The organism is Paenibacillus sp. WLX2291 (assembly GCF_046603665.1).
Classification (GTDB): domain Bacteria; phylum Bacillota; class Bacilli; order Paenibacillales; family Paenibacillaceae; genus Saccharibacillus.
The window spans coordinates 5,444,899-5,467,543 of sequence record NZ_CP176755.1; the positions used below are offsets into that span (position 1 = coordinate 5,444,899).

The window sequence follows — 22,645 nt, forward strand, 5'->3', positions numbered from 1 at the left end:
GATGGATACGCAGGATCGGCAAGCAAAATGAAACGCTATAAGGACACAGGATAGACGTTATTAGCACAATCGTGAGTATGAAACGAACGCCAACTACACCGATTAGTAACTAAAAACAGCCCGCACAAAAGATTGCTTTTGTGCGGGCTGTTGCGGTTTATGTAGCAGAGTTCTTCGCATCCTGCTGCAATTCCAGCGTAATATCGATACCGACTACACCAATCGGCGCATGGTGTTCGTCCACAATGGCAGCAGCAATCGTTAGACATGGATGTTTGGTAATCGCGGAAATGTAAACCGCCGATACATACACCTCGCCATCCATTGCTTGTTTGAACCACTCACGACTTTTGGCATTTAACAAGCCCGCCTTCGGACGCGAAAAGATAAACGAGCCATCCATCGCATTTGACCAGATTGCTTCAATATGGCGCTCGCGTTCCATATAACCGGATAGCAGCATCTCATGCTGACGTTCATCGCTGGACACGTCCGCCAATTGTACCGTTGCCTGTTGCAAAATGTGCTTATACCGCTCTACATCGACAGCGGCATACTCGCTATTGTGCTCCATACGGAACGTTTCCACGGTGCCTGCCAATTCAGTCGAAGCAGCCAGCATCTCGTCGCCAATACGTGCCAGACGATTGACTTGCTCCCGTTGCTGCTGAATATGACCGAACATAGCTTCCATCGCCTGAGTCGTATGTTCCACCAGCGTTGCCGCCTCGGTCAGCGTATGTACACCTTCGGTCATGCGTACCTTTTGCTGCTGACCGAGTCCATCCGTTTGACGTGCTGAACCGGAAACGCCGCTAATGCGCGTCTCTAGTCGTTTCATCTGCTCCTGCATACGACGCATCTCGCCTACACCTTGCTCGACTGCCGTGCGGCTAGATTGCATTGATTCACTTACCTGATTCACGCCCGTTACAATCGCATTCAGCGTAGATGCCGAGCGTCCCACTGCTTCTCCGCTCTGCTCAGCAAGCTTGCGAATCTGCTGCGCAACTACAGCAAAGCCTCGACCTTCGTCCCCAGCACGTGCCGCTTCAATTGACGCATTCAGCGCCAATAGCGACGTCTGATCTACAACTTCGCGGATGAATACGTTGACTGCACCGATATCCGACATATGCCGAATCAGCTCTTCTAATCGTTCGTCAATCTGTCCATTCAGCCGATGAATATCTTCCATCGCCCGATCTGCCGACGTCAATGCACCTGACAATTCAGTAGCGGCGGCTCCGGCATCACCTGTTTCCTCATTCATACTTGCCGTCTGGGAAGCCATCTGATCTGAATCATGCGCTGCTTCTTCCAGCAATGCTGCCGCTTCACGGGTACGACTCGACGCCTCGGCGCTTTTCTGTTCCAGCTCCTGCTCGATCTGACCGGACAATTCCGTCACATTCGTTAGCGTTTGCACGGATGTGCGTACTTCATCGACTACAGCGAGTAGCCGATCCGATACGACCTGCGATTCAAATAAAAAGCTGCGCAAGGTTTGCTCACGCTCGGCTTCTTGCGCTGGCAACTCCGTATCGACAGGATTGCGCAACGCCCGTACCACTGCCACTACCGCCGCCACGATAGCGATAGTCAGCATAATAGCAGATAGTACCGATTGCGAAGGGATCATCCATAATATGAGTGCAGCAGCAGCTCCAATCAGCGGCAGCAGGATATCCAATAAACGGCTTGTTTTCATTTTGCCCACGTCCTCCCAGAATCGCTTATGTAACGTTTTCTAACAATTATACTTGGATGCATATTTTTTCACAATCATGTATAAATGTATTTTATTATTCATTATGAATAGCTTCAATACGATCTATAACAAGAAAAGGCAGCCTGATGGCTGCCTTTCGAGTAGGAATGATACGAAGCGGGATTAAGAGTTAGATTCGGTTGTGCTATCTGTACCTGTTGTGCTACTTGTGCTATCAGTAGTTCCTTGTTGTTGTCCAGGTCTGCCGCCACCGCCGCCCATGCCACCCATACCGCTGTTCGGGTTGCTAGTGGATACGCCAGATTCGCTCAGCCATGTTACGTTGCTGGAGATATCGAAGCTAACAACTTCGGTACCACCGCTGTACGTGCCGTCAGTGTACAGACCGTCTGTTGCTGTGCCTGTAGAAGAACCGCCGCTGTACAGAGTGTAGCTACCGTCTTTCAGATCTGGGGAGCTAACAACAACATATTGGTAATCTTTATCCGGTGCAAAGGTCAGGATGTCGTTGCCATCGCTGTCTTGCAGGTGAACCAGTGTACCTGCTGCTTGTGTTGTGGAGTAGCTCATCGCTACCGAGTATTGTGTCGAGCCATCGGAAGTAGATTGCGCCATACCGGAGCTGCCCGAAGCAACCAGGAAGCCGCCAGTCATTTCAAATGTACCGTCATAGTCGAGTGTACCGTTGCCGTTAGATGTTGGACCGTTCACGACTACAGTACCACCAGACATCGTGATCGAGCCATTCGCATCCAGACCATCGCCGTCTGCGTCTACATACAGTGTACCGCCAGTGATGTTGATCAGCGCGTTGCCTGCTGCTTCTGGACCGCCACCGCCGCCACCAGGACTGCCTGCGGTTTGTGTCGCTGTTGCTGTATCCGTTGTCGAAGCATTCGCTGTTGTTGCACTCGCTGTATCGGTTGTTGTCGAAGCTGTTGTTACTGCTGCATCTGTGGCGTCTGTGCTAGCTGTTACGACCGAAGTATCGGTGCTAGCTGCCGCTGTTTCGTCCGCTGTTGTTGCATCAGTAGTAGTTGTGTCGCCTTCAGATGCATTCACACCGTCATCGCTTGCTACGACATGCGTTTCGCCGCCGGATACTGCGATCGTTGTGCCTTCCAGACCTTCATAGCTTTTCGTAATGTTGACTGTACCGTCAGTGATGCTCAGTGTGGATTCAGCGTGTACGCCGTCATCGCCAGTTGCCAGTGTTAGGTCGCCGCCATTGATCGTTACGCTGCCGTTACTGTGCACACTGTCGTCTTTGGCATCTACATTGAATGTACCACCATTGATGACCAGATCGGTTCCGGCTTTCAGTGCTTTGGCACTGTCAGATGTTGTATCTTCTGTCGTCGTTGTCGTATCAGTCGATGTGCTGGCTGCTGCTGCCGATGTGTTGGTATTACTGGATGATGTTGTATCGGTGCTGCTTGGCGCTGTACCAGTTGGAGGTGTTCCACCGCCGCCCATTCCACCACCCATGCCGCCACCCGGCATTTCTTCGGTGTGTGCTTCAGCATTGGCACTGCCGCCGCCAGTTGTGATGTTGTACGTACCGCCATCGGTGACAAGCACGGTTTCGGCTTGGATGCCGTCATTTTCAGCAGTGATAGTAAAGGTACCATCGGTGATAGCAACAAAGCCTTTGTCTGTATCTTCATCATTGGTCGATTTGATACCGTCGCCGCCTGCGTCGATGGTAAATGTACCGTTCTCGACTGCAACCATATCCTTACCAACGATACCGTCGTCTTCCGCTTTGATGTTGAATGTACCGGAGACGATTTTCAGATCGTCTTTGCTTGTAATACCGTCTTTGTAGTTGGCATTGATGTTCAGTGTACCGGTGCCATTGATCGTCAGATCGGCTTTACTGAACAGCGCTGCGCTTGGCTCATCGGTAGAGCTGTCGGCGAACACATAGTCGGAACCGTCCGTCAGTGTATTTTCAGTGCCTTCTTGCAGCGTCAGAATGACGTTGTCGGCTTCTTGGATGTAGATCGGTGCGCTGTCGCTGTCAGTAATATTCACGCCATTCAGTACGATATGCACATCGCCTTCATCCGTGCTATTGACGATAATCTGTCCGTCTGTCAGTTCGCCGCTGATCACATACGTACCGGCTGTCGTGATCGTTACAGTGCCATCGGACACTTCGGCGCCATCGCCAGTTACGGAAGCGCTGCTGCCGCTCAGTGTAATCATAGTGGAGCTATCTTCGCTCCAGTCAGTCGTATGATCGGAATCTTTGAATGTCACCAGATCGGCACTTGTTGTCGTTACTGGTGTTGTTACAGTCGATGTACTAATCTGGGTTGCTGACGATGTGGTCAATGCGTTCGTCGTTGCACTGGTTGCACCAGTTGATGTGCTGCATGCCGCCAAGATGGATGCGGACAAGATCAATGCGGAAAAGACGGACGTTGCTTTTTTGGCGATACTCTTTTTGTTCTTCGTGGATGGGGAAGTCGGTTGTTTGGTTACTTTTCTCATGATAAATCTTCCTTTCGGGATCGTTTTATGTGAATCGCTCATATTCAGGGGCGTCATGGTCAAGGTTGTGATGATGCTCCGGCAGGTGAAGTGTAGATCTCACTTGGAGATATGCAACTGCCGGAGTTTGCAGATGCTTAATATTCGTTGACAGGTGTTGGGCTCATCGTCAGGGACAGATCCAGATTGCCGTTGCGGCAGCGGATTTCGTCCAAGAATTCCTTTTGATTCGTTGTTGGCTTCATGGTGACGAGATACACAAGTTCGTACAGACTGCCTAACTCGGTCGTTCTGATTTTTTTCAGGTCATATTGAACGTCAAATTTGTTAAATACTTCGTTAAAGGCTTCTTCATAGCCTAGGTTTTCAGGGATGGTCACTTTCAGCATGCGTTGCTCGGTTTTCTTACGACCGAAGTTGAAGCGGTTCAGCAGAAGCATCAGTACGCACAGGATCAGGGTGAACAGTACCGCGTAACCGTAGTATCCGGTACCGACTGCAAGACCGGCTGCCATTGTGAACAGGACGTATGCGATGTCTTTGGGATCGCCAGGTGCACTGCGGAAACGGATGATCGAGAAGGCACCGGCGAGACTGAATGCTCTAGCGATGTTGCTGCCGATCAGCAGGATGATGATGGCGACGATGACGGGAAGCAGTACCATCGTTAAGGTGAAGCTTTGGGAAAAACCGGCTTTGTTCGTTTTCATATACGTCAGGCTGATGATACCGCCGAGGATGATTGAGATGAGAATCGTGATCAGCGCGCCGCTCAGTGTGAGGTCGGTCGTGCTGGTGCTTAATGTGCTGTTAAACAAACTGTCAAGCATAGAGGATCGTCTCCTTTTCGGTAGGGATAGTGATGACTGGTTCGTTGACCGGAACCAGCTGCGGTTGAAGAGTTGGCAAGATTGGTGTCGGTTGGTTGCGATTTTTGATCATTTTCTTGTATTCATTGCCGTATTTGGAAAAGCCGGTGCGGTATAGCCCGTGCTTACCGAGTAGTTTGGATAACCAGAGTGGAACGGTGTTTTCCGCTTTGACTTCCATCAGCCATTGATCCGGCTCCATCAGTTGTTCACCGTAATCGCCCTGCTCCAGCTTCAGATCGTAGCGTCGGCAGCGGATATTGGTGTCGAAGGTGATCCGTAGATCGCGGCTTTCTTTGCTGAACAATGCTTTGCGGTCGTAAGAGAGATACAACCTTGGCGCCAGATCGTACAGTCGTAGGAAGTAGCTGATTTCGTTCACGACTTGCTTGTTCATGTAATCTTGAAGTTCAGGAGCAACACCGGTGCGTACAAATTCGTATGCTTCATCCAGCCGCAGCGCCGTGCGCCGTTTGTTGACCAGCCCGGTAAATTTCTTTTTGATCTCCAGGTATACTTTGGCGTTGGCATCCGGTACACCGTAAGCACGAAGGCGAAGCTTTTCTTTGTACTTCGGTTTGGATAAGCTTTCGCGGATGAGTGTGTTACTCGGTGTGTCGTAGTAGATGTTGCTGATGCTGTAAAAGTCGTGCTGCTTGTTGTAAGCGTCCAGTTCCATGTATTCCAGCAGGTCGGCGTACAACTCGTTAAATTTGGCAGTGTTCATCAGGTATTTGCTTTCGTAGCGGTTAAACACTTCAATAGCCATGTTCATCATTTCCTCTCGTATGTGTGATGCGACGTGCTCTATGTTTTGAACCGTTTGTCGTTTGTTTTGACTGTGTGTCTGTTGCTTATGTTTGTATCTTACGGTGGGAACCTTTAGTGAATCTTAAATGTTTTACATTGCGATAATAAATTTACAAATATCTGCATTTTGATTGTAAAGGGGGGATGGTTGAAATTTTTCTCTCATTAATAGCGGGGAAAATGATGCAGTAGGATGTAGTAGATAGTTAATAAGAAAAACTTGTTTTTGTGTGAGAATGTACGTGGTGAAGCTGAAATTGGGGGTAGGAATTTCAGGTTTCGTTTTAAAAGATTTAAGTTTTGGCGGGGAATGATAGGTACTAAAGTATTCGAAATATATAAACAACATAGAATTATAAGATCATCATATATATAATAAATACTGAAATTTCTTCTAAAATTCAGGGGGGGTTCTTAGTAATTTGGTATAATAGTTAGAGGGGAGAAAAGCTGTATGCCTCATTGGCATTTAAAAGATCGTCAGGGTGTGTATACTATTGCTGTATTTAAAAAAATGGCGTTAAATGAAGCTATCTCTCTACGTAAATTAGGCTGGGAGCCGGCTTTTGATTGGAGCAATTATTGTAATAAACGTTCACTATCCCAAGCATATAAGTTGATTGTGCCAGGAAATCGTATGATAGAGGGCGCTGTTTCTTATCATTTAGACGAAGGATTTGCATTTATTTCTCTTTTAGAAAGTGCTCTTTCAAATAGATATGGTAATCCTAACCGAATATATGTTAATGTGGCGGATGTTTTGATTGGTGAAGTTTGTCGCCAAAGTATTGAATCAGGGTTTGAAGGGTATGTATCTTTAGTGTCTAAGTCTGAAAAAATTAGCTATTATGTAGATCGCATTGGTGCCCATCAAATGGGTGGTACGACAAGAATGTACATAGATTCTATTGCCGCAAATAGACTGATAGAATTATACTATTATTAAAGGAGATGATCATATGGCAAAAGATATTCGGATCATAACCGATGGCGTTACAAAAACAGTTCATATAAAAACAAACAATAAAAGTATGCTGAACGCTTCAACTACGCTCAAATCAACGCTGGGACTTCGATCTTCTCACTCTGATGTTTATGCTGTTCCGCCATCCGATGATGAAATGAAAGAAATTCGATCGTTTATGCGCGAAGTCATTTCTAAACAACGTAGTTAATATTGATATATTGCGAGACTGTCCATTGGGCAGTCTTTTTTGTAATATAGGTACGTCTTCATTTGTTCGTGATTTACTATGTATCGCATTGTGTATCGGTCTAGGGATGGATGAGCAATCACTTTTTATGTTGCAGCATAAAAAACACTACTCCTTTATTGAGTTGGGAGTAGTGTCGGATGGATGGTTATGTGGATTGTCATTTGGACTGTGACATGCGGTAGTGCATCAAGTGTTCGACATGCTGTGATCCCAGCGCAATCGTTCCGCAATCAGCGCGATGAATTCGCTGTTCGTTGGTTTGTTGCGGGTAGCATGGACTTCGTAGCCGAATAGGTTGTTGATGCTGTCCATGTTGCCGCGTGCCCATGCAACTTCGATGGCGTGGCGGATGGCGCGTTCGACTCGTGGTGGGGTGGTGTCGTATGTTTCGGCGATTTGTGGGTATAGGATCTTCGTCATCGAGCCGAGAATGCCGGGATTCTGGTGAATGAGTGCGATCGCTTCGCGCAGAAATTTATAGCCTTTGATATGCGGTGGGACGCCGATTTCATTCATAATCACAGTGATATCAATCTCCAGATTACGTACGTTACCGGGCGACACGGCGGTAGACATCGATGAACGGATCGCTGGCGTTGCTGGTCGGGATGATGCGGCAGGCGCTGCGACTTCTTTGCCATTTCCCTGAATCAGCTGGCGAATACGGTTCATCAGCATATCCAGATCAAACGGCTTCACGATATAATAAGAAGCCCCTAGCTCTACAGCGCGCTGGGTAATATTCTCCTGCCCAAACGCAGTCAGCATGATGATCTTCGGCAGCGGTTTGCCTTTCCAATCCTGCAATCGCTCCAGCACACCAAGTCCGTCCAGATGCGGCATAATAATATCCAGAATTAGCACGTCCGGCAGTTGCGGCATCATATGAAGCATACGTAATACTTCCTCTCCGTGTGCAGCCACGCCCGCCATCTGCATATCCTCCTGCTGGGAGATGTAGTCCGACAACATGTACGTAAATTCCCGGTTATCGTCAGCAATCAAAACTTGAATGTTCGTCATTGTATATTCTCCTCTCTGCGCATGTCGTGTTCCGTCCCCCGTATATAATCATGCGTAAATACATTGTTACTAGATGAAATTGTTGTATGCGATACCGATGAACCTGCTTTTTGAAGCACATCAGGTGATAGAATTGCCATCGTTTTGCCTAACGTATGTGTTGCTGGGGAACAGACTTGCTCTGAATTTGCAATAATCAGACCACTACTTATTTACTATATTAGTTCTTTTGACTCATAAAAGAAAGTGTTAATTTCCAGAAAGTGCTATCCGCACTAATTTGGACCATACATTTGCGGATATATGTTCGGATATTCCCTTGTACCAACAAGTAGGATTTGATTCACCAACAAGCTACAACCTGTGATACTCTGGTAATAATCTGATCCACATCCAATTGATCAGAACAGCGTCGTCCGTATTGGAAATGAGCAGGCTTCCCCGTTCTATTAAGGTTCGCTAAAGCTTACGACGCTATACTAAACACAACAATCCACCTGTACCCGGCGATACAGCGCCGGAATATTCATAGATGAAGGAGAATCTCCAATGAGAATACTGATCGTAGAAGATGAGCTGCATCTGGCGGAAGCATTGATGCAGATTTTGAAAAAGCATAACTATTCGGTGGACGCCGTGCATGACGGGCGTACCGGGCTAGACTATGCGCAGAGCGGCATTTATGATCTGCTGCTGCTCGATATTATGATGCCAGAAATGGATGGCATGAGCGTACTCAAAACACTGCGCAATCAAGGCGATTCTACACCTGTCATTCTGCTAACTGCCAAAGGCGAGATTTCCGATAAAGTGACCGGGCTAGATTATGGCGCTGATGATTATATCGCCAAACCGTTCTCATCCGAAGAACTGATGGCGCGTATTCGTGCTGCTCTGCGTCGCAAAGGCGAAGTGCCACCAGACGATTCGCAGCGCTATGGCGATCTGGAGCTGAATGCTGCCAATCTCAAGCTGACGGTAGGCGGTAAAGAAATGAAGCTGAATTTGAAAGAAACGGAGTTATTAGAGCTGCTCATCGTGCGCAAGCAATCGATCACATCCAAAGAGCAGATTATTGAGAAGCTATGGGGCTTTGATTCTGAGGCGGAGCATAACAATGTGGAAGTGTATGTATCCTTCCTGCGCAAAAAGCTGAATTTCCTGCATTCTACTACCAAGATCAGCACGATCCGCAATGTGGGCTATGTACTTGAGGTGAGCGAGTAATGTTCAAACAACTGCGCAATCGGTTTTTGATTCTGAATCTGGCGACGATCTCGATTCTGATGATCGTCGCGTTCGTTTCCATTTATACGATCACGTATCGAAATGTACAAAATGATGTGCAGCAGGAAATCAACCGCATTTCCGAAACGTACATGCATCCCGGCAACGGTCAGGGTCCGCCCGGCTCGCAAAACAATGGTGGTACCTCCAATTCCACCTCAACGTCGAGCGATGATACATCCAGTACAGACAGCGGTACATCAACCACCACGGCTAGCCTGACGACAAGTACCGAAACCCAAAATACAAGCGCCGCTGTCATCTCTACTACCGCTGACACATCCAGTACTACAGCAAATGCAGCAGCCTCGGACGATACGACAACGACAGCCGCCACTGCTAGTCAAAGTGCCGTTACTACATCCAACGGGAACATGATGAACGGTACGCCAGAACGTGCGGTTGCATTTATGATTGAGACGGATAGTAAGGGCAGCGTGATCAACCAGAAATCACAGGTCGATATCGACAGTAGTGTCTATACGAGCGCATTGCAGGAAGCGCTGGATCATGCTGGGCAGCGCGGACAGTTTACGCTGGACGGCAGCACATGGACATTTATCCGGCAACCGCTGAATGACGGATTTCTGTATACGTTTCTCGATATTACCGCCCGGCAGGAAATTCTGACCAATCTGGTGTATACTTTTGTCGCGGTTGGTGTCGTTATGCTGGTTCTGCTCTTTTTCACCAGTCGTTACTTCGCGAATCGTTCGATTCAGCCAGTGCGTGAAGCATTTGAGAAGCAGAAGCAATTTATCGCCGACGCTTCCCATGAGCTGAAGACCCCACTCGCGGTCATTAACACCAATACGGATGTACTGCTTGCCAATCCTGACGATACGATTCGTGACCAGTCCAAATGGCTGCATTATATCAAAGGCGAAACCGAGCGCATGGCGCGGCTCACCGGCGATCTGCTGTATTTGACTGAAATGGAAAATACGCGCACTCCGATGGTATACACTCCCTTCGATCTGAGCGATACGGTCGAAAATATTATCCTGACGATGGAAGCTGTCATTTTCGAGAAAAATCTGACACTGGATTACGAGATTATGCCCGGTCTGATGGTCGAGGGCAGTAGCCAACAGATGCATCAGGTGACTATGATTCTGCTCGATAACGCGATCAAATATTGCAACAAAAACGGCAGTATCCACCTGACGCTGCAACGTCAGGGCAGCCAGATCGCACTAGCGGTAACAAACACGGGGGATGGCATCGCTGCCGAACATCTGCCCCGCATCTTCGACCGCTTTTATCGTACCGATACATCGCGTGCGCGGCAGTTGGGTGGTCATGGATTGGGACTTGCTATCGCCAAATCGATCGTCGAGCAGCATAAAGGGCGGATCGAAGTTACTAGCACTGTCGGTCAATCCACTACGTTCTCGGTATATTTGCAGGCGCAATCGTGAGTGGATAGTCGATTACCCACTATTCCGATCACTCGTAATATTTTTACAAAAAGGCTCTGCTGGAATCGACAGCAGAGTCTTTATTTTGGGGTATATAATACATGCAATGATGTAGCAGATCATCCTATTACCCTTTTGACACATGCGATACGTTGAGATTTTGATCGCTTTCGCATTTCATATAACGTCTTGTACATCATCTTATGTCTATTTCCAACATCCATTTCACAATAGAAAGGAACATTATCCGTGAAGCGAGCTATGGTTATTATCAATCCGTCCTCCGGTAAGGAGCAGGCACAAGAATATGTAGAAAAAGTCGAGCAATTGCTGCGCGACGAAGCTGGATATGATGTCGTCATCAACGAAACTGCCAAAGAGCTGGATGCGACCAAATATTGTGCTTCCGCGTGCGCAGACTGCTTTGACCTGGTTGTGTCGATTGGCGGCGACGGTACGCTGCATGAGACGATTAACGGGCTGCTGGATCAACAGCACCGTCCACAGCTAGGTGTGATTCCACTCGGAACGGTAAATGACTTTGCGCGTGCATTGAATATTCCGCTTCAGACAGATGAGGCGATTCGCACCTTGCTGTCATCCAATACACGTAAGGTCGATATGGCGCGACTGAATGATCAGCTGTTCGCGAATGTCGTAGCTGCCGGTTCTATGGCGGAATCACTATCATCCGTTAGCTCGGAAGACAAGTCCAAGCTCGGCGCACTGGCTTATTTCCGTGAAGGGTTCCGTGAGCTGGTTGGAGGTTCTGCTTCACCGCTAGTCATCGAGTATGACGGACAGACGTGGTCAGGCGAATCGCCGCTGTTCATCGCTACGCTGACCAATTCGGTTGGCGGCTTTGAGAAGATTGCTCCAGATGCAGAGGTCGATGACGGCTTGCTGCATGGTTTTATTATTCATAACCTGAATCTGTTCAATACGCTGGCGGTAGGCACTTCCTTACTGCTGGGCAATTTGAAGGATCATCAGGACGTGACTTATTTTACCGCGCGTCAGATTACCGTCAGCTCGACAGAGCCGGTACGTACGAATGTCGATGGTGAAGAAGGTCCGACACTGCCAATTCATATGCACATTTTGCCAGCGCATGTGGACGTCATTGTGCCAGAGACAGTGTAATCGTAGCCGTACACTGAGGTCAGGTATAAGGAATGGATATTGTAGCATTTTCCAGACTGTCCATATTCTAATGTAGTAAAAACACCAAATACATAGCCTGATCGGACATGCAAAATTTTTTTCAGAATTTTTGCGCGGATGATCAGGCTATTTGGGTTGAATGGATGTTCAAGCTTAGGAATTTGAGCTGCCTTTCGCTCATTCGATAGCTATACGGTGGACGATAGGCTGGATATTCACTTTGGGTGTCGTATTTTTGCGACTATTGCTGTTGGAATCACTTGGTTTGTATGCTGGATCGTTATCATATCGCGATTTTGCCAGTTAGTTCTATATATCATGACAATCATGACATATGCAGTAGGTTTGATGTTCAATATTTTGGTAGGAAGATGTGCCGTTACATGTTCATCTTCTTATCTACTATTACTATTTGTATGCTTGTACGCTATATGTTCCTGCCGAACGTATGTACATAGGGGCATTTCCTCTTCAATCTTCTCGCTATTTCTACTATCTATTCGCAATTTTGCAACACGTTTGTACTTCATTTAGTATGCTTCCCCACCCTGTTGACGACTAATCTATCTGGTATTATGATTCAAGTGAAAATATTCACAAATACTTCTGATTCATTCCGACAGAAGGCATTCACATCTCTCTATAAGTGAATATTTTCACAAAATATCTTATGAACTTTACTGGATTTTGAATAGTTCTATTGTTGTTCCATTGTTCTTGTAATGATGTCGTCCAATCTAATGTACCTCTTTTATTGATGCATCGGATTCTGTATGTACACTACATGCTTGCCGTCTCGTATTTCTTATTTTATCCAAGGAGTGAATGATCATGTCCAAAGTTATTTCTGCTGTTGAAGCTGCTGCCCTGATTCCTGATGGGGCGACTGTCGCCGCGAGCGGGTTCGGATTATCCTGCTGGGCGGAAGAGATGGGTATTTCCATCGAAGAACGATTTCTACAATCTGGTCATCCGCGTAATCTGACTGTGATCCATGCCAGTGCGGTTGGCGACCGTCGGGACAAAGGCATGAGCCATTTCGGACACGAAGGTCTGGTCAAACGCTGGATCGGCGGCATCGCAATTGCCTCCCCTGCGATGGCAAAGCTGATCGAAGACAATAAATGCGAAGCGTACAATCTGCCGCAAGGCGTCATTACCCAACTGTTCCGCGAGATCGCCGCCAAGCGTCCCGGCGTCATTACTAAGGTCGGTATGGAAACGTTCGTCGATCCCCGTGTCGAAGGTGGCAAAATGTCGCCGCGTACTACGGAAGAACTCGTCAAAGTCATCGAACTGGAAGGCGAAGAATGGCTCTTTTACAAAACGTTCCCGATTCAGGTTGCTCTGATCCGCGGTACGGTAGCCGACGAGAACGGCAATCTCACTCTTGAAAAAGAAGGTCTGCATATGGAAGTGCTGCCGATTGCGCAGGCGGTGCGCAACTCCGGCGGCATCGTCATCGCACAGGTCGAAGCAGTTGCCAAAAACGGCACGCTGCATCCAAAAGATATCAAAGTACCCGGCATTCTGATCGACCATCTCGTAATCTCGCAACCACAGAACCATTTCCAAACCGAGAATACGCAGTACAATCCTGCATTTGCCGGGCATATCAAAGTACCGATGGAATCTATGGAGCACATCCCGCTGGATGAACGCAAAATTATCTCCCGCCGCTCCGCTGCCGAGCTCGTACCGAATACCGTCCTCAATCTGGGCGTCGGCATTCCGGTGTGCGTCGCTACGGTAGCCGCTGAGGAACAGGCGAGTGACCAGCTGATTCTGACGACCGAAGCTGGTTCGATCGGCGGTGTGCCAGCAGGCATCAAGGATTTCGGACATGCGTACAACTCCGAAGCGATCGTCAATCACGATGCTCAGTTCGACTTTTACGATGGTGGCGGAATTGACTTGTCGGTATTAGGGCTGGCACAGACGGATGAGCATGGCAACGTGAACGTTAGTAAATTTGGTACACGTGTTGCCGGTTGCGGCGGCTTTATCAACATTTCCCAATCTGCCAAAAAGCTAGTCTTCGCTGGAACGTTCACTGCTGGCGGCTTGCAAATCGCCGTAGAAGACGGACAATTGCGCATTCTCCAAGAAGGCAAAGCGAAAAAGTTCCTCAAACAGGTGCAGCAGATTACATTCAGCGGTTCGTATGCTGCCAAAGTGAACCAGCCTGTCGTGTACGTAACCGAACGCGCAGTATTCGAATTGCAAAATGGTCATATGACCCTGATCGAGATTGCACCCGGCATCGATCTGCAAACGCAAGTTCTGGATCAGATGGAATTCGTACCTGTCATTTCACCAGATCTGAAAGTGATGGACGACGGCATCTTCCGCGAACACTGGGGCAAATTGCGCGGGATTATCGAGCAGAACGGCACACCGACAACAGCCGCTGAACCGGTTGGCAGTGCTATCTAACTTCTGCTCCATTCATATATCGTATTGCAAATACAGGATCATCCAACAAGGAACATACGGTACTCCAAATGATCACCGTTGCGAGGTTGGATCACGATCCTTCGTGCAGAAAGGACTTTACCGATGGAAACTATTCAACTGAATCGCTGGCGGATTCTGATTGCCGCTGTACTGATTAATATTTGCGTCGGCTCCATCTATGCGTTCAGCATCTTCGCGATGCCACTGAGTAAGGTGTTGGATGCGTCGATGCCGCAGATTATGCTGGCTTTTACAATCAATGGCGCCATCTCGCCGATTCCGATGATTCTGGGCGGCAAGCTGGTTGACCGTGGCGGAGCGCGAACGGCGATCTTCCTCGGTGGCGCGATGTTCGGGCTTGGCTTTATTTTATCAGGAATGGCGACAGCGCCTTGGATGCTCTATGTTACGTATGGCGTGATCGCCGGGCTGGGTCAAGGGATCGTCTACTCCGCTACAATCGGCAATACAGTCAAGCTGTTCCCGGACAAGCGCGGATTGGCAGCTGGTATCGTGACTGCTGGGTATGGCGGCGGAACCATTCTCATTGCACCGATTGCCAGTGCACTAATTACTAACTCTGGCGTACATCAAGCGATGATTATGCTAGGCAGTGTATTTCTCGTCATCATACTGAGCGGTGGATTGCTAACTACACCATGCCCGTCAGGTTACGTACCCGCAGGTTATATTCCTCAGGCAGTCGGAAATGCGCGGGCAGGCACGCCATCCATGAATTGGCGGCAAATGCTGCGTCAACCGATCTTTTACGTGATTGCCTGTCTGTTTTTGATCGGCGCATTGTCTGGCATGATGGTTACGTCCAACGCGTCTGTTATTGGGCAAACGATGTTCGGCTTATCCGCTGGTGTAGCAGCGCTGTATGTCAGTCTGTACTCGCTCAGCAACTGTCTCGGACGGGTTGTATGGGGTGCAGTGTCCGACCGGATTGGTCAAATTCGCTGCCTGATGATGATCTACCTCGTCATCGCTGTGATGATGCTGACGCTGGCGCTCACCTCGTCCACTCTCGGCTTTGCCGTCGCGATTGTCGGTATCGGCTTGTGCTTCGGCGGTACGATGGGTGTCTTCCCCTCTATCGTCGGTCAGAAATTCGGAATGAAATATTATGGCGTCAATTACGGTGTGACTTTTATCGGCTACTCTGGTGCTGCCTTCTTCGGTCCACGGATCGCCAACTCGGTCGCAGCAGCCAATGGCGGCATGTTCACCAATGCCTTTTACATCGCGCTGGTAATTGCGCTAGTCGGCTTCGGACTTACCTTTTTGTATCGGGCGCTGGATAGCAAGCCACAGCAAAGTACACCAGATACGGTCAAAGCGGCATAACGTACACAGCAACACTATCGCTGTTTCTTTGTAAGGATCCTCATGACCTTTTATGTATATTGCAAGATGCACAATTTAACTTTTGGAGGGAATCCCCATGTCTACAACAATCACTCAATTGCTCGGTATTCAATATCCGATTTTCCAAGGTGCAATGGCACAGATTGCACGCGAACCACTCGTAAGCGCCGTGTCCAATGCAGGCGGTCTCGGTATTATCGGTTCCGGCGGAATGTCAGCTGATGTACTTCGTGAAGAAATTCGCAAAGTCCGCAATCATACAACCAAGCCATTTGCCGTCAATCTGATGCTGATGATGCCCAATATTCCAGAATTGATTCAGGTTATTATTGAAGAACAAGTCAATATCGTTACGACTGGCGCTGGTACACCAGCACCTTATATGGCGACGTTCAAAGAACACGGCATCACCGTCATCGCTGTGATCCCATCCGTCAAAATCGCCAAAAAAATGGAACTCCTCGGCGTAGATGCGCTGGTCGCAGAAGGTACCGAAGCGGGCGGTCATGTCGGTGAAACGACTACGATGGCACTTGTACCGCAGGTTACCAGTGCCGTGTCTATTCCAGTCGTTGCGGCTGGTGGTGTAGCGGATGGACGCGGGATTGCCGCAGCCTTTGCACTTGGTGCGCAGGGTGTACAGGTCGGTACGCGCTTCCTGACTACGGTGGAATGCCCGACACATGACAATTTCAAGCAAGCCGTACTGGATGCCGATGATACTAGCACCACTGTAACGGGACGTAGCATCGGCGGTCCTGTTCGCAGTATCAAAAATGGGATGATCGCCGATTTTCTGAAATTGGAAAATGAACATGCCTCCCGCGAAGAATTGGAGAAAATCAGCCTCGGTTCATTACGCAAAGCCGTATTCGAAGGCGATACTGATCGTGGTTCCGTAATGGCAGGTCAGATTTGCGGTATGTGCAATGAGATTACGACCGTAGAGCAAATGATCACGAGCATGTTCAGCGAAGCGCAGGCATTGCTGCAACAGCTGGGCAATACCCGCATCACAGGCGGACAAACGGTCGAGATTTAAGCGACACTTCGCAAGTCTTGCTAGTCTCGAACAAGAGGAACATCTCACAATGGGAATCCGTACGATCTGTTTTACAAAGGAAACCGAATATCTTGCTTGATTTCAGTAGTGGCTGTCAAAGCCGGGGGATTCTGCCATTCAAGAATAACCCGGCTTTGCTGTACATAGGATCATGCAGCATACGCGCGATTCTGCTAAACATTTCGCCAAATCGTGCGGCAATCTACTGACTTTTCCCGAAGGGACTTTGTATAATAAAAGAAAGCAGTCCGAAACCGATCATAAAGCGAGTTGATCTCATCATGCCTAGACCACCTCATACATCTCGTTCGTCCCGCAGTGACGGACAATCCCCTTCTACCCTGTTTGTGACCGATGCACAGGGTAATATTCTCATTTCCAATGAATTCACTGCCCTGACGCTTGGTATTCCGCTAGAAGAATTGCTGCGTCACAATGTGCAGGATCTCGTCAAATCCGGCTATTATAGTGAATCCGTTACGATGAAAGCCATCCACTCCCGTCAAAAGGTATCCCAGTATATCCATACCATTCAAGGCTTTCGCGTCAAATCGACCGCCGTCCCGATCATCGACAATACTGGCGAAGTCCAGCTTGTCGTGACCAGCTCCAGTGGCTATCGCGGTGTACAACCATCGCTAACTTCAGTTATGGCTACCGTGTCTACGGCTGACAAGGCAGATGCAGGCAACGATAAGCTGCCTCTCCCCACATCTGCCGCTGCTCGTGCCAGCGGCGTCGTTGCCGAAAGTCTGGCGATGAAGCAGATTATTCAGGTGTGCGACCAGATCGCTTCGTATGACAGCAAAGTGCTCATTCTCGGTGAATCCGGCACAGGCAAGTCCGTCATCGCCAAATATATTCATCGCCAGAGCAGTACTTGGAACGGTCCATTTATTCCGATTAACTGTGCCGCTATTCCGGCGGCTGTCTTTGAATATGAATTGTTCGGTTATGTACGTGGTGTGATGCCGGGTGTGAATGAGGACAAGCAGGGATTGTTTGAAGTGGCGCATGGCGGCGTACTGTTCTTTGACGAGATTGCCGAATTGCCACTGGATATGCAGGCGAAGCTGTTGGATGTGCTGGAACGAGGCGAATTTCGGCGTACTGGCAGCACTGAATCGGTACGTATGCACTGCCGGATTATCTGCGCCACCAATCGCGATCTGTGGAATATGGTCAAACAGGGACAATTTCGCGAAGATCTGTATTACCGGATCAGCGTGATCCCGATCCATATCCCGCCACTGCGCAGTCGTAAGCTTGATCTGGTCGGGTTGATCTCCAGCTTTATTTCCCATTTTAATCATGTATATGGTAAACAATATGTACTGCCCGCCGAGCAATTTCAGAGCATGTTGACCGAGCCGTGGCATGGCAATGCGCGCGAGCTGCGCAACTATATCGAGCGACTGATCATCACCGACCAAACTGGACTGCATCAGCCGCCGCCGGTAGAACAGGTGAGCGACTGGTTTGCCCTTGACCATTTTATTCAGGCAAACCGTAGCCGCATCGCCAGCCTGAAGGACTATACCGCTCTAACCGAAGGACGCTATATCCGCCAGATGCTGCAATCGTGCGGCAACAACAGTACAGAAGCCGCCCGACAGCTTGGCATCGACCGCTCCGCCATTTATCGTAAATTGAAAAAGATGGAGGAGATTTTGGAGAAGCTGAGGGACTAAATCTATCTATTTTAAATAAAATAAAAAGCAACAAATCCAACAATATACTTAGTATCTTCTATTTGTACAACTATTTACTATAGATTCAACTATTGTAGTAAATAGTTGTAAAATTCACCCGGGCGTATTCGGATGATTGTGCCAATTTGCTGTGGAAACCGTTGGGTATTGCTTGTCACAATATAATGGCACTGTTGACGAAGTGCTGTCACCCATACATGTACATCTTGAGGATCATAAAGAGAAAGTGAATTGCCAACCCCCATTTGTTTAGCTAATGCTACTGCCTGTTCGGTTGTAAAACCACTCAATTCTGCCAGCGCTTGCCCTACATCCGTATGCTGCCGTTTCACGATCTCCCAATGATGTCTGCCTACCTGGCTATTAACGGCAGGCAAATCCTCCAGAATCGGATAAATGAAGTAATCAAGAAACTGTTCTACTATATGAAGTGGATATACGACTCCAGCTATTCCGTCATATAGTGCCTTTTGATAAAATTCCATCAAGCATACTCTGGAGAGTACTGGTTTAAATGAACAATAATCTGCTGCCAATAGAAGCACCCGTCGATTAATACCGTCATTACGAATGGCACCGCACAATACAGTTGTATCTAGCAATGCAACAATGTGTTTAGAGGAATTCGCTTTCATCTGTTACTCCCTGCCGGGCATTGTACACATCAAGTTTAAGCGCAAAATCCTTCCGGTGCTGAGCCTGTGCCGGATTTAATTTAAAATAAGAATGCGGAATACGCCAGTGTCCACCTTCCGTCTGATAAGCATCTGGATATTTGCCCGCTTCGCACCAGCGGCGAATAGTCTGGTCACTAACACCGATCAATGTTGCCGCTTCTTTGGATGTATATACACTGCTCGCATAAGAGACGCGCTGTTCATGTACTTTCTCCGAATTTGCCCAGTTACCGGAAACAGCAGAAGCTTGATAATAATGAGCTACAACTAGCCGAGACATGATCTGCTGGATCCAGCCCGAACGCTGAGTTGAAGATATGAGTTGTTCAAGTATGCCAAGATACGCTTGCAAAGTCGTAGCAGCCCGTTCAATATCTTGTGCCATAACCTGTTGGCGTATTATCCGTTCCTGCTTGTGCAAACCGACCAATACAGTAGTAGATGAGACTTCAAACGAAACACCATCCAGTATATCTGCTGGTAAACGAAATAAAGTAAAGATACGTTGGACGATACTTTTCAATATTACGCCCGCCTTCTCATACTGCTGCTGTTCACATAATAGTTCTACTGTGTCCCACAAAATATGTTCTTCCTGCTTCATGATTACAACACCACCTTTGCATTTAGTATATATTGTATTATAATAAATTCCAACAAAAACAACATATACAACAAAAAAATAAATGCCTGATTTTCGGCGATGATCATTTTAGACAGACGATATACTACATATACACTCAAGCATTTACGAAAAAGGACGTGTGGATATGATTACATTGGATCGCAAGCAAGAATACTATCAGGCGCTGATCTCCAAAAATACTGAATATGAAGGATTATTCTACGTCGGTGTCAAAACGACCGGCATTTTCTGTCGTCCAACCTGTCCGGCGCGCAAGCCGAAGTTTGAAAATTGTGAGTTTTTTGAACATGCGCAGCAGGCGCTACTGGCATCCTTTCGACCTTGTCAGCGCTGCCGTCCGCTATCGCATCCCAATCATGTATCGGACGTGATCCGTACACTGGTGGAAGCGGTGGAGAACAACCCAGAGAAACGCTGGAATACGCAGGATTTTCGCGCACTGTCCATCGACGAATCGACGGCGCGCCGTCAGTTTAAAAAGCGGTTCGGTATGACGTTTGTCGAATATGCCCGTGCCCGCCGAATGGGTCTGGCACTCAAGCAAATTCGTTCAGGGCAGAGCGTGATCGACAGTCAGCTGTATACCGGGTATGAATCCGGCAGTGGCTTTCGCGATGCGTTTGCCCGCATTATGGGCGATGCTCCGACCAAATTGAACGAGCAGCAGATCCTCAAGGCAGCATGGCTGGATACGCCGCTCGGTCCGATGATCGCTATCGCTGACGAGCAGGCGCTAGTGCTGCTGGAGTTCGTCGATCGGCGTGGATTGGAGCGCGAAGTAGAACGATTGCGTTTGCGTACAGGGTCAGCAATTATTCCGGGCATGAACGATGTCATCGAATTGATCGAGCAGGAGTTAGAGCAGTATTTTGCTGGAACATCGCTACACTTCTCCACTCCGATTCGCATGATCGGATCACCATTTCAGCAAAGTGTCTGGCAAGAGTTGATGCAGATTCCAGTGGGCGAAACCCGTTCTTACCAAGGTATCGCTCTACAGCTTGGTCGTCCTACGGCTTCGCGTGCTGTCGCCCGTGCTAACGGCTCCAACCAGCTGGCAATCATCATCCCTTGTCACCGCGTGATCACTTCCAGCGGTGAACTTGGCGGCTATGCGGGCGGACTGACACGCAAAGATTGGCTGCTTAATCATGAGAGTCGGTATGATCCGTTGAAGGTATAATGCTATTTTTGTAATTTTTTATCGCTCTTTATGATTTCCGATTGTACTGACGTGGTATACTTTTATGTAATCTACATGAAATAAGGAGGGCATGAATATGGCTGTAACTCTAAGAAAACGTCCTTCCATCACAGGTACAGATGCTCGTAAACTGATTGCCAGAATTGAGAAAAATAATGAACATCATCAAAACGTTTTACGACAACTGAACAAGGAACATAACTATGAAACTACACACTCTTCAATTCAAGCAGATGACCAAAGAGGCTGTTAAAACAACAGCTTCTTTTTATTCTGGAAATTCGACTATGGATTCTTTTTTGAGAGAAAATGCGTATTACTACCATATAACAAGAGAAGCCAGCACGACTCTCGTTTATTATGATGATCAATTGATTGCTTACTACACGTTAACGCGGAATCTTTTCGATGGAGTTATTGATAATTTGGCTAAACAAGAACATCTATGGGCACTTGATCTGTCACGACTGGCTGTAGTTGTCGATTTTCAAAATAAAGGTGTCGGTTCTTTTATCATCAAGCACATTATTGATCTAGCACAGCGTATTAATGATCGTTTTATTACTACAGATGCTCTTTTTGAGAAATGGGAATGGTATCATCACTTTGGTTTTGATTATTTGGTTGAATCGGATATTAATCCTATTACAACAAAAGGATTGGTTTATATGCTGCTGGATCTGTATGATCCTAACGTTTTAGAAGATTATTTTGATGAATAGATAGTCATTACATAAAACAGACCCGCCAAGCAAAATGAGAAACTTCTCTTTGCTTAGCGGGTCTGTTTGTATGATTTGCATACTGTTACGCTTCCATCGTTCGTAGCTCAATCAATCTATCGTCTGTTCGGACGCTCACGTTTCGGGATCAATCCCCATAGTCCGGCAAGACCGAGCAAACCAAACCAGCCCCATTTGCCGCTGCTGCCGTTATCCATGTCGTCCATATCATTCATGTTCATCGTACCACCACTTGTTCCAGTCGTGGAACCAGTCGTGCCAGTCGTGCCATTTGTATCTGTCGTTCCTGTACCACCGGTTCCGTTATCCGTACCCATCGTGCCGGTCGAATCGGTTGTTCCAGTACCTGTTGCTGGATCGGTCGTTGTACCTGTTCCGTTTGTTGTACCGGATGGATCGGTCGTGGTGCCCGTTCCCGGTGTTGTCGTTCCCGCAGGATCGGTCGTATTTCCAGTAGAATCGGTTGTGCCGCCCATATTCCCATCGGTTGTACCCGTTCCATCTGTACTCGTTGTGCCGCCTGTTGTACCATCCGTTCCTGTCGTTCCTGTGCCTGTCGTTCCTGTGCCTGTCGCTCCACTGGTACCAGTTCCGCCATCAGTTCCCGTACCTGTAGTCCCCGCGCCCGTTCCGCCGCTCGTCCCACCTGTACCGCCTGTCGTTGCAAAAGCAGGTACAGCCGCACCTGCGGACACTAGCATGGAAGCTAGCACGATCACTTGAATTTTCTTCATCATCATCTATTCGCTC

General features: G+C 48.0%; 20 protein-coding genes. 12 read left to right on the forward strand and 8 right to left on the reverse strand.

Going from position 1 to position 22,645, the window contains the following annotated elements:
* Nucleotides 1-157: 157 nt before the first annotated feature.
* From ACDE64_RS23275 to ACDE64_RS23290, 4 genes are all read right to left on the reverse strand, one after another.
* The gene (locus ACDE64_RS23275) at nucleotides 158-1,711 is read right to left on the reverse strand and encodes a methyl-accepting chemotaxis protein (protein WP_411348500.1); all 1,554 of its coding nucleotides are present in this window, start codon (nucleotides 1,709-1,711) and stop codon (nucleotides 158-160) included.
* Nucleotides 1,712-1,894: 183 nt separating this feature from the next.
* Nucleotides 1,895-4,231: a carbohydrate-binding domain-containing protein gene (locus ACDE64_RS23280; RefSeq protein ID WP_411348501.1), complete on the reverse strand. Its 2,337-nt coding sequence runs from the start codon at nucleotides 4,229-4,231 to the stop codon at nucleotides 1,895-1,897.
* A gap of 137 nt (nucleotides 4,232-4,368) precedes the next feature.
* Nucleotides 4,369-5,061: a DUF4956 domain-containing protein gene (locus tag ACDE64_RS23285; protein ID WP_411348502.1), complete on the reverse strand. Its 693-nt coding sequence runs from the start codon at nucleotides 5,059-5,061 to the stop codon at nucleotides 4,369-4,371.
* Nucleotides 5,054-5,869 carry a polyphosphate polymerase domain-containing protein gene (locus ACDE64_RS23290; RefSeq protein ID WP_411348503.1) on the reverse strand — a complete coding sequence of 272 codons (816 nt, stop codon included), beginning with the start codon at nucleotides 5,867-5,869 and terminating at the stop codon, nucleotides 5,054-5,056. The genes ACDE64_RS23285 and ACDE64_RS23290 overlap by 8 nt, the downstream gene beginning before the upstream one ends.
* A 495-nt stretch (nucleotides 5,870-6,364) precedes the next feature.
* Between ACDE64_RS23290 and ACDE64_RS23295 the strand changes: the two genes are divergently transcribed.
* Together ACDE64_RS23295 and ACDE64_RS23300 are read left to right on the forward strand one after the other, a co-directional pair.
* Nucleotides 6,365-6,856 (forward strand): hypothetical protein, encoded by a 492-nt coding sequence (locus tag ACDE64_RS23295; RefSeq protein ID WP_411348504.1) that lies wholly within the window; start codon nucleotides 6,365-6,367, stop codon nucleotides 6,854-6,856.
* A gap of 13 nt (nucleotides 6,857-6,869) precedes the next feature.
* Nucleotides 6,870-7,085 (forward strand): hypothetical protein, encoded by a 216-nt coding sequence (locus ACDE64_RS23300; RefSeq protein ID WP_411348505.1) that lies wholly within the window; start codon nucleotides 6,870-6,872, stop codon nucleotides 7,083-7,085.
* Between the two features lie 228 nt (nucleotides 7,086-7,313).
* Here the strand turns inward: ACDE64_RS23300 and spo0A are convergent, their stop codons facing one another.
* Nucleotides 7,314-8,150, reverse strand: a complete 837-nt coding sequence (spo0A, locus tag ACDE64_RS23305; protein WP_411348506.1) for a sporulation transcription factor Spo0A — start codon at nucleotides 8,148-8,150, stop codon at nucleotides 7,314-7,316.
* Between the two features lie 549 nt (nucleotides 8,151-8,699).
* On the opposite strand from spo0A, the gene ACDE64_RS23310 reads away from it, so the two are divergent.
* The 7 genes from ACDE64_RS23310 (at nucleotide 8,700) to ACDE64_RS23340 (ending at nucleotide 18,604) form a co-directional block, all read left to right on the forward strand.
* A complete protein-coding gene (locus ACDE64_RS23310; RefSeq protein ID WP_411348507.1) occupies nucleotides 8,700-9,377 on the forward strand; it encodes a response regulator transcription factor in 678 nt (225 codons plus the stop codon).
* Nucleotides 9,377-10,858 (forward strand): sensor histidine kinase, encoded by a 1,482-nt coding sequence (locus ACDE64_RS23315; protein WP_411348508.1) that lies wholly within the window; start codon nucleotides 9,377-9,379, stop codon nucleotides 10,856-10,858. The genes ACDE64_RS23310 and ACDE64_RS23315 overlap by 1 nt, the downstream gene beginning before the upstream one ends.
* A gap of 249 nt (nucleotides 10,859-11,107) precedes the next feature.
* Entirely contained in the window at nucleotides 11,108-12,001 is an 894-nt protein-coding gene (locus ACDE64_RS23320; protein ID WP_411344427.1) for a diacylglycerol/lipid kinase family protein, read from the forward strand.
* Between the two features lie 852 nt (nucleotides 12,002-12,853).
* Nucleotides 12,854-14,458 carry an acyl CoA:acetate/3-ketoacid CoA transferase gene (locus ACDE64_RS23325; RefSeq protein WP_411348509.1) on the forward strand — a complete coding sequence of 535 codons (1,605 nt, stop codon included), beginning with the start codon at nucleotides 12,854-12,856 and terminating at the stop codon, nucleotides 14,456-14,458.
* 123 nt (nucleotides 14,459-14,581) lie between these two features.
* Nucleotides 14,582-15,829, forward strand: coding sequence for an OFA family MFS transporter (locus ACDE64_RS23330; protein ID WP_411348510.1), 1,248 nt, complete (start codon nucleotides 14,582-14,584; stop codon nucleotides 15,827-15,829).
* Between the two features lie 97 nt (nucleotides 15,830-15,926).
* Nucleotides 15,927-16,892 (forward strand): nitronate monooxygenase, encoded by a 966-nt coding sequence (locus ACDE64_RS23335; RefSeq protein ID WP_411348511.1) that lies wholly within the window; start codon nucleotides 15,927-15,929, stop codon nucleotides 16,890-16,892.
* A 302-nt stretch (nucleotides 16,893-17,194) separates the two neighbouring features.
* Nucleotides 17,195-18,604, forward strand: coding sequence for a sigma-54 interaction domain-containing protein (locus ACDE64_RS23340; RefSeq protein ID WP_411348512.1), 1,410 nt, complete (start codon nucleotides 17,195-17,197; stop codon nucleotides 18,602-18,604).
* A gap of 89 nt (nucleotides 18,605-18,693) precedes the next feature.
* Here the strand turns inward: ACDE64_RS23340 and ACDE64_RS23345 are convergent, their stop codons facing one another.
* Both ACDE64_RS23345 and ACDE64_RS23350 read right to left on the reverse strand, forming a co-directional pair.
* Complete coding sequence (locus ACDE64_RS23345; RefSeq protein ID WP_411348513.1) at nucleotides 18,694-19,260, reverse strand: PIN domain-containing protein; 567 nt, start codon at nucleotides 19,258-19,260, stop codon at nucleotides 18,694-18,696.
* On the reverse strand, nucleotides 19,241-19,906 hold the full coding sequence (locus ACDE64_RS23350; protein WP_411348514.1) for a MerR family transcriptional regulator: 666 nt from the start codon (nucleotides 19,904-19,906) through the stop codon (nucleotides 19,241-19,243). The genes ACDE64_RS23345 and ACDE64_RS23350 overlap by 20 nt, the downstream gene beginning before the upstream one ends.
* Nucleotides 19,907-20,072: 166 nt before the next feature.
* Here ACDE64_RS23350 and ACDE64_RS23355 point away from each other — a divergent pair, with 166 nt between their 5' ends.
* The 3 genes from ACDE64_RS23355 (at nucleotide 20,073) to ACDE64_RS23365 (ending at nucleotide 21,874) form a co-directional block, all read left to right on the forward strand.
* Nucleotides 20,073-21,131 (forward strand): bifunctional transcriptional activator/DNA repair enzyme AdaA, encoded by a 1,059-nt coding sequence (locus ACDE64_RS23355; RefSeq protein WP_411348515.1) that lies wholly within the window; start codon nucleotides 20,073-20,075, stop codon nucleotides 21,129-21,131.
* Nucleotides 21,132-21,228: 97 nt separating this feature from the next.
* Complete coding sequence (locus ACDE64_RS23360; RefSeq protein ID WP_411348516.1) at nucleotides 21,229-21,405, forward strand: hypothetical protein; 177 nt, start codon at nucleotides 21,229-21,231, stop codon at nucleotides 21,403-21,405.
* A complete protein-coding gene (locus tag ACDE64_RS23365; protein ID WP_411348517.1) occupies nucleotides 21,356-21,874 on the forward strand; it encodes a GNAT family N-acetyltransferase in 519 nt (172 codons plus the stop codon). Before ACDE64_RS23360 ends, ACDE64_RS23365 begins: the two co-directional genes overlap by 50 nt.
* Before the next feature lie 116 nt (nucleotides 21,875-21,990).
* On the opposite strand, the gene ACDE64_RS23370 is transcribed toward ACDE64_RS23365, so the two are convergent.
* Nucleotides 21,991-22,635 (reverse strand): hypothetical protein, encoded by a 645-nt coding sequence (locus ACDE64_RS23370; RefSeq protein WP_411348518.1) that lies wholly within the window; start codon nucleotides 22,633-22,635, stop codon nucleotides 21,991-21,993.
* Nucleotides 22,636-22,645: the final 10 nt, after the last annotated feature.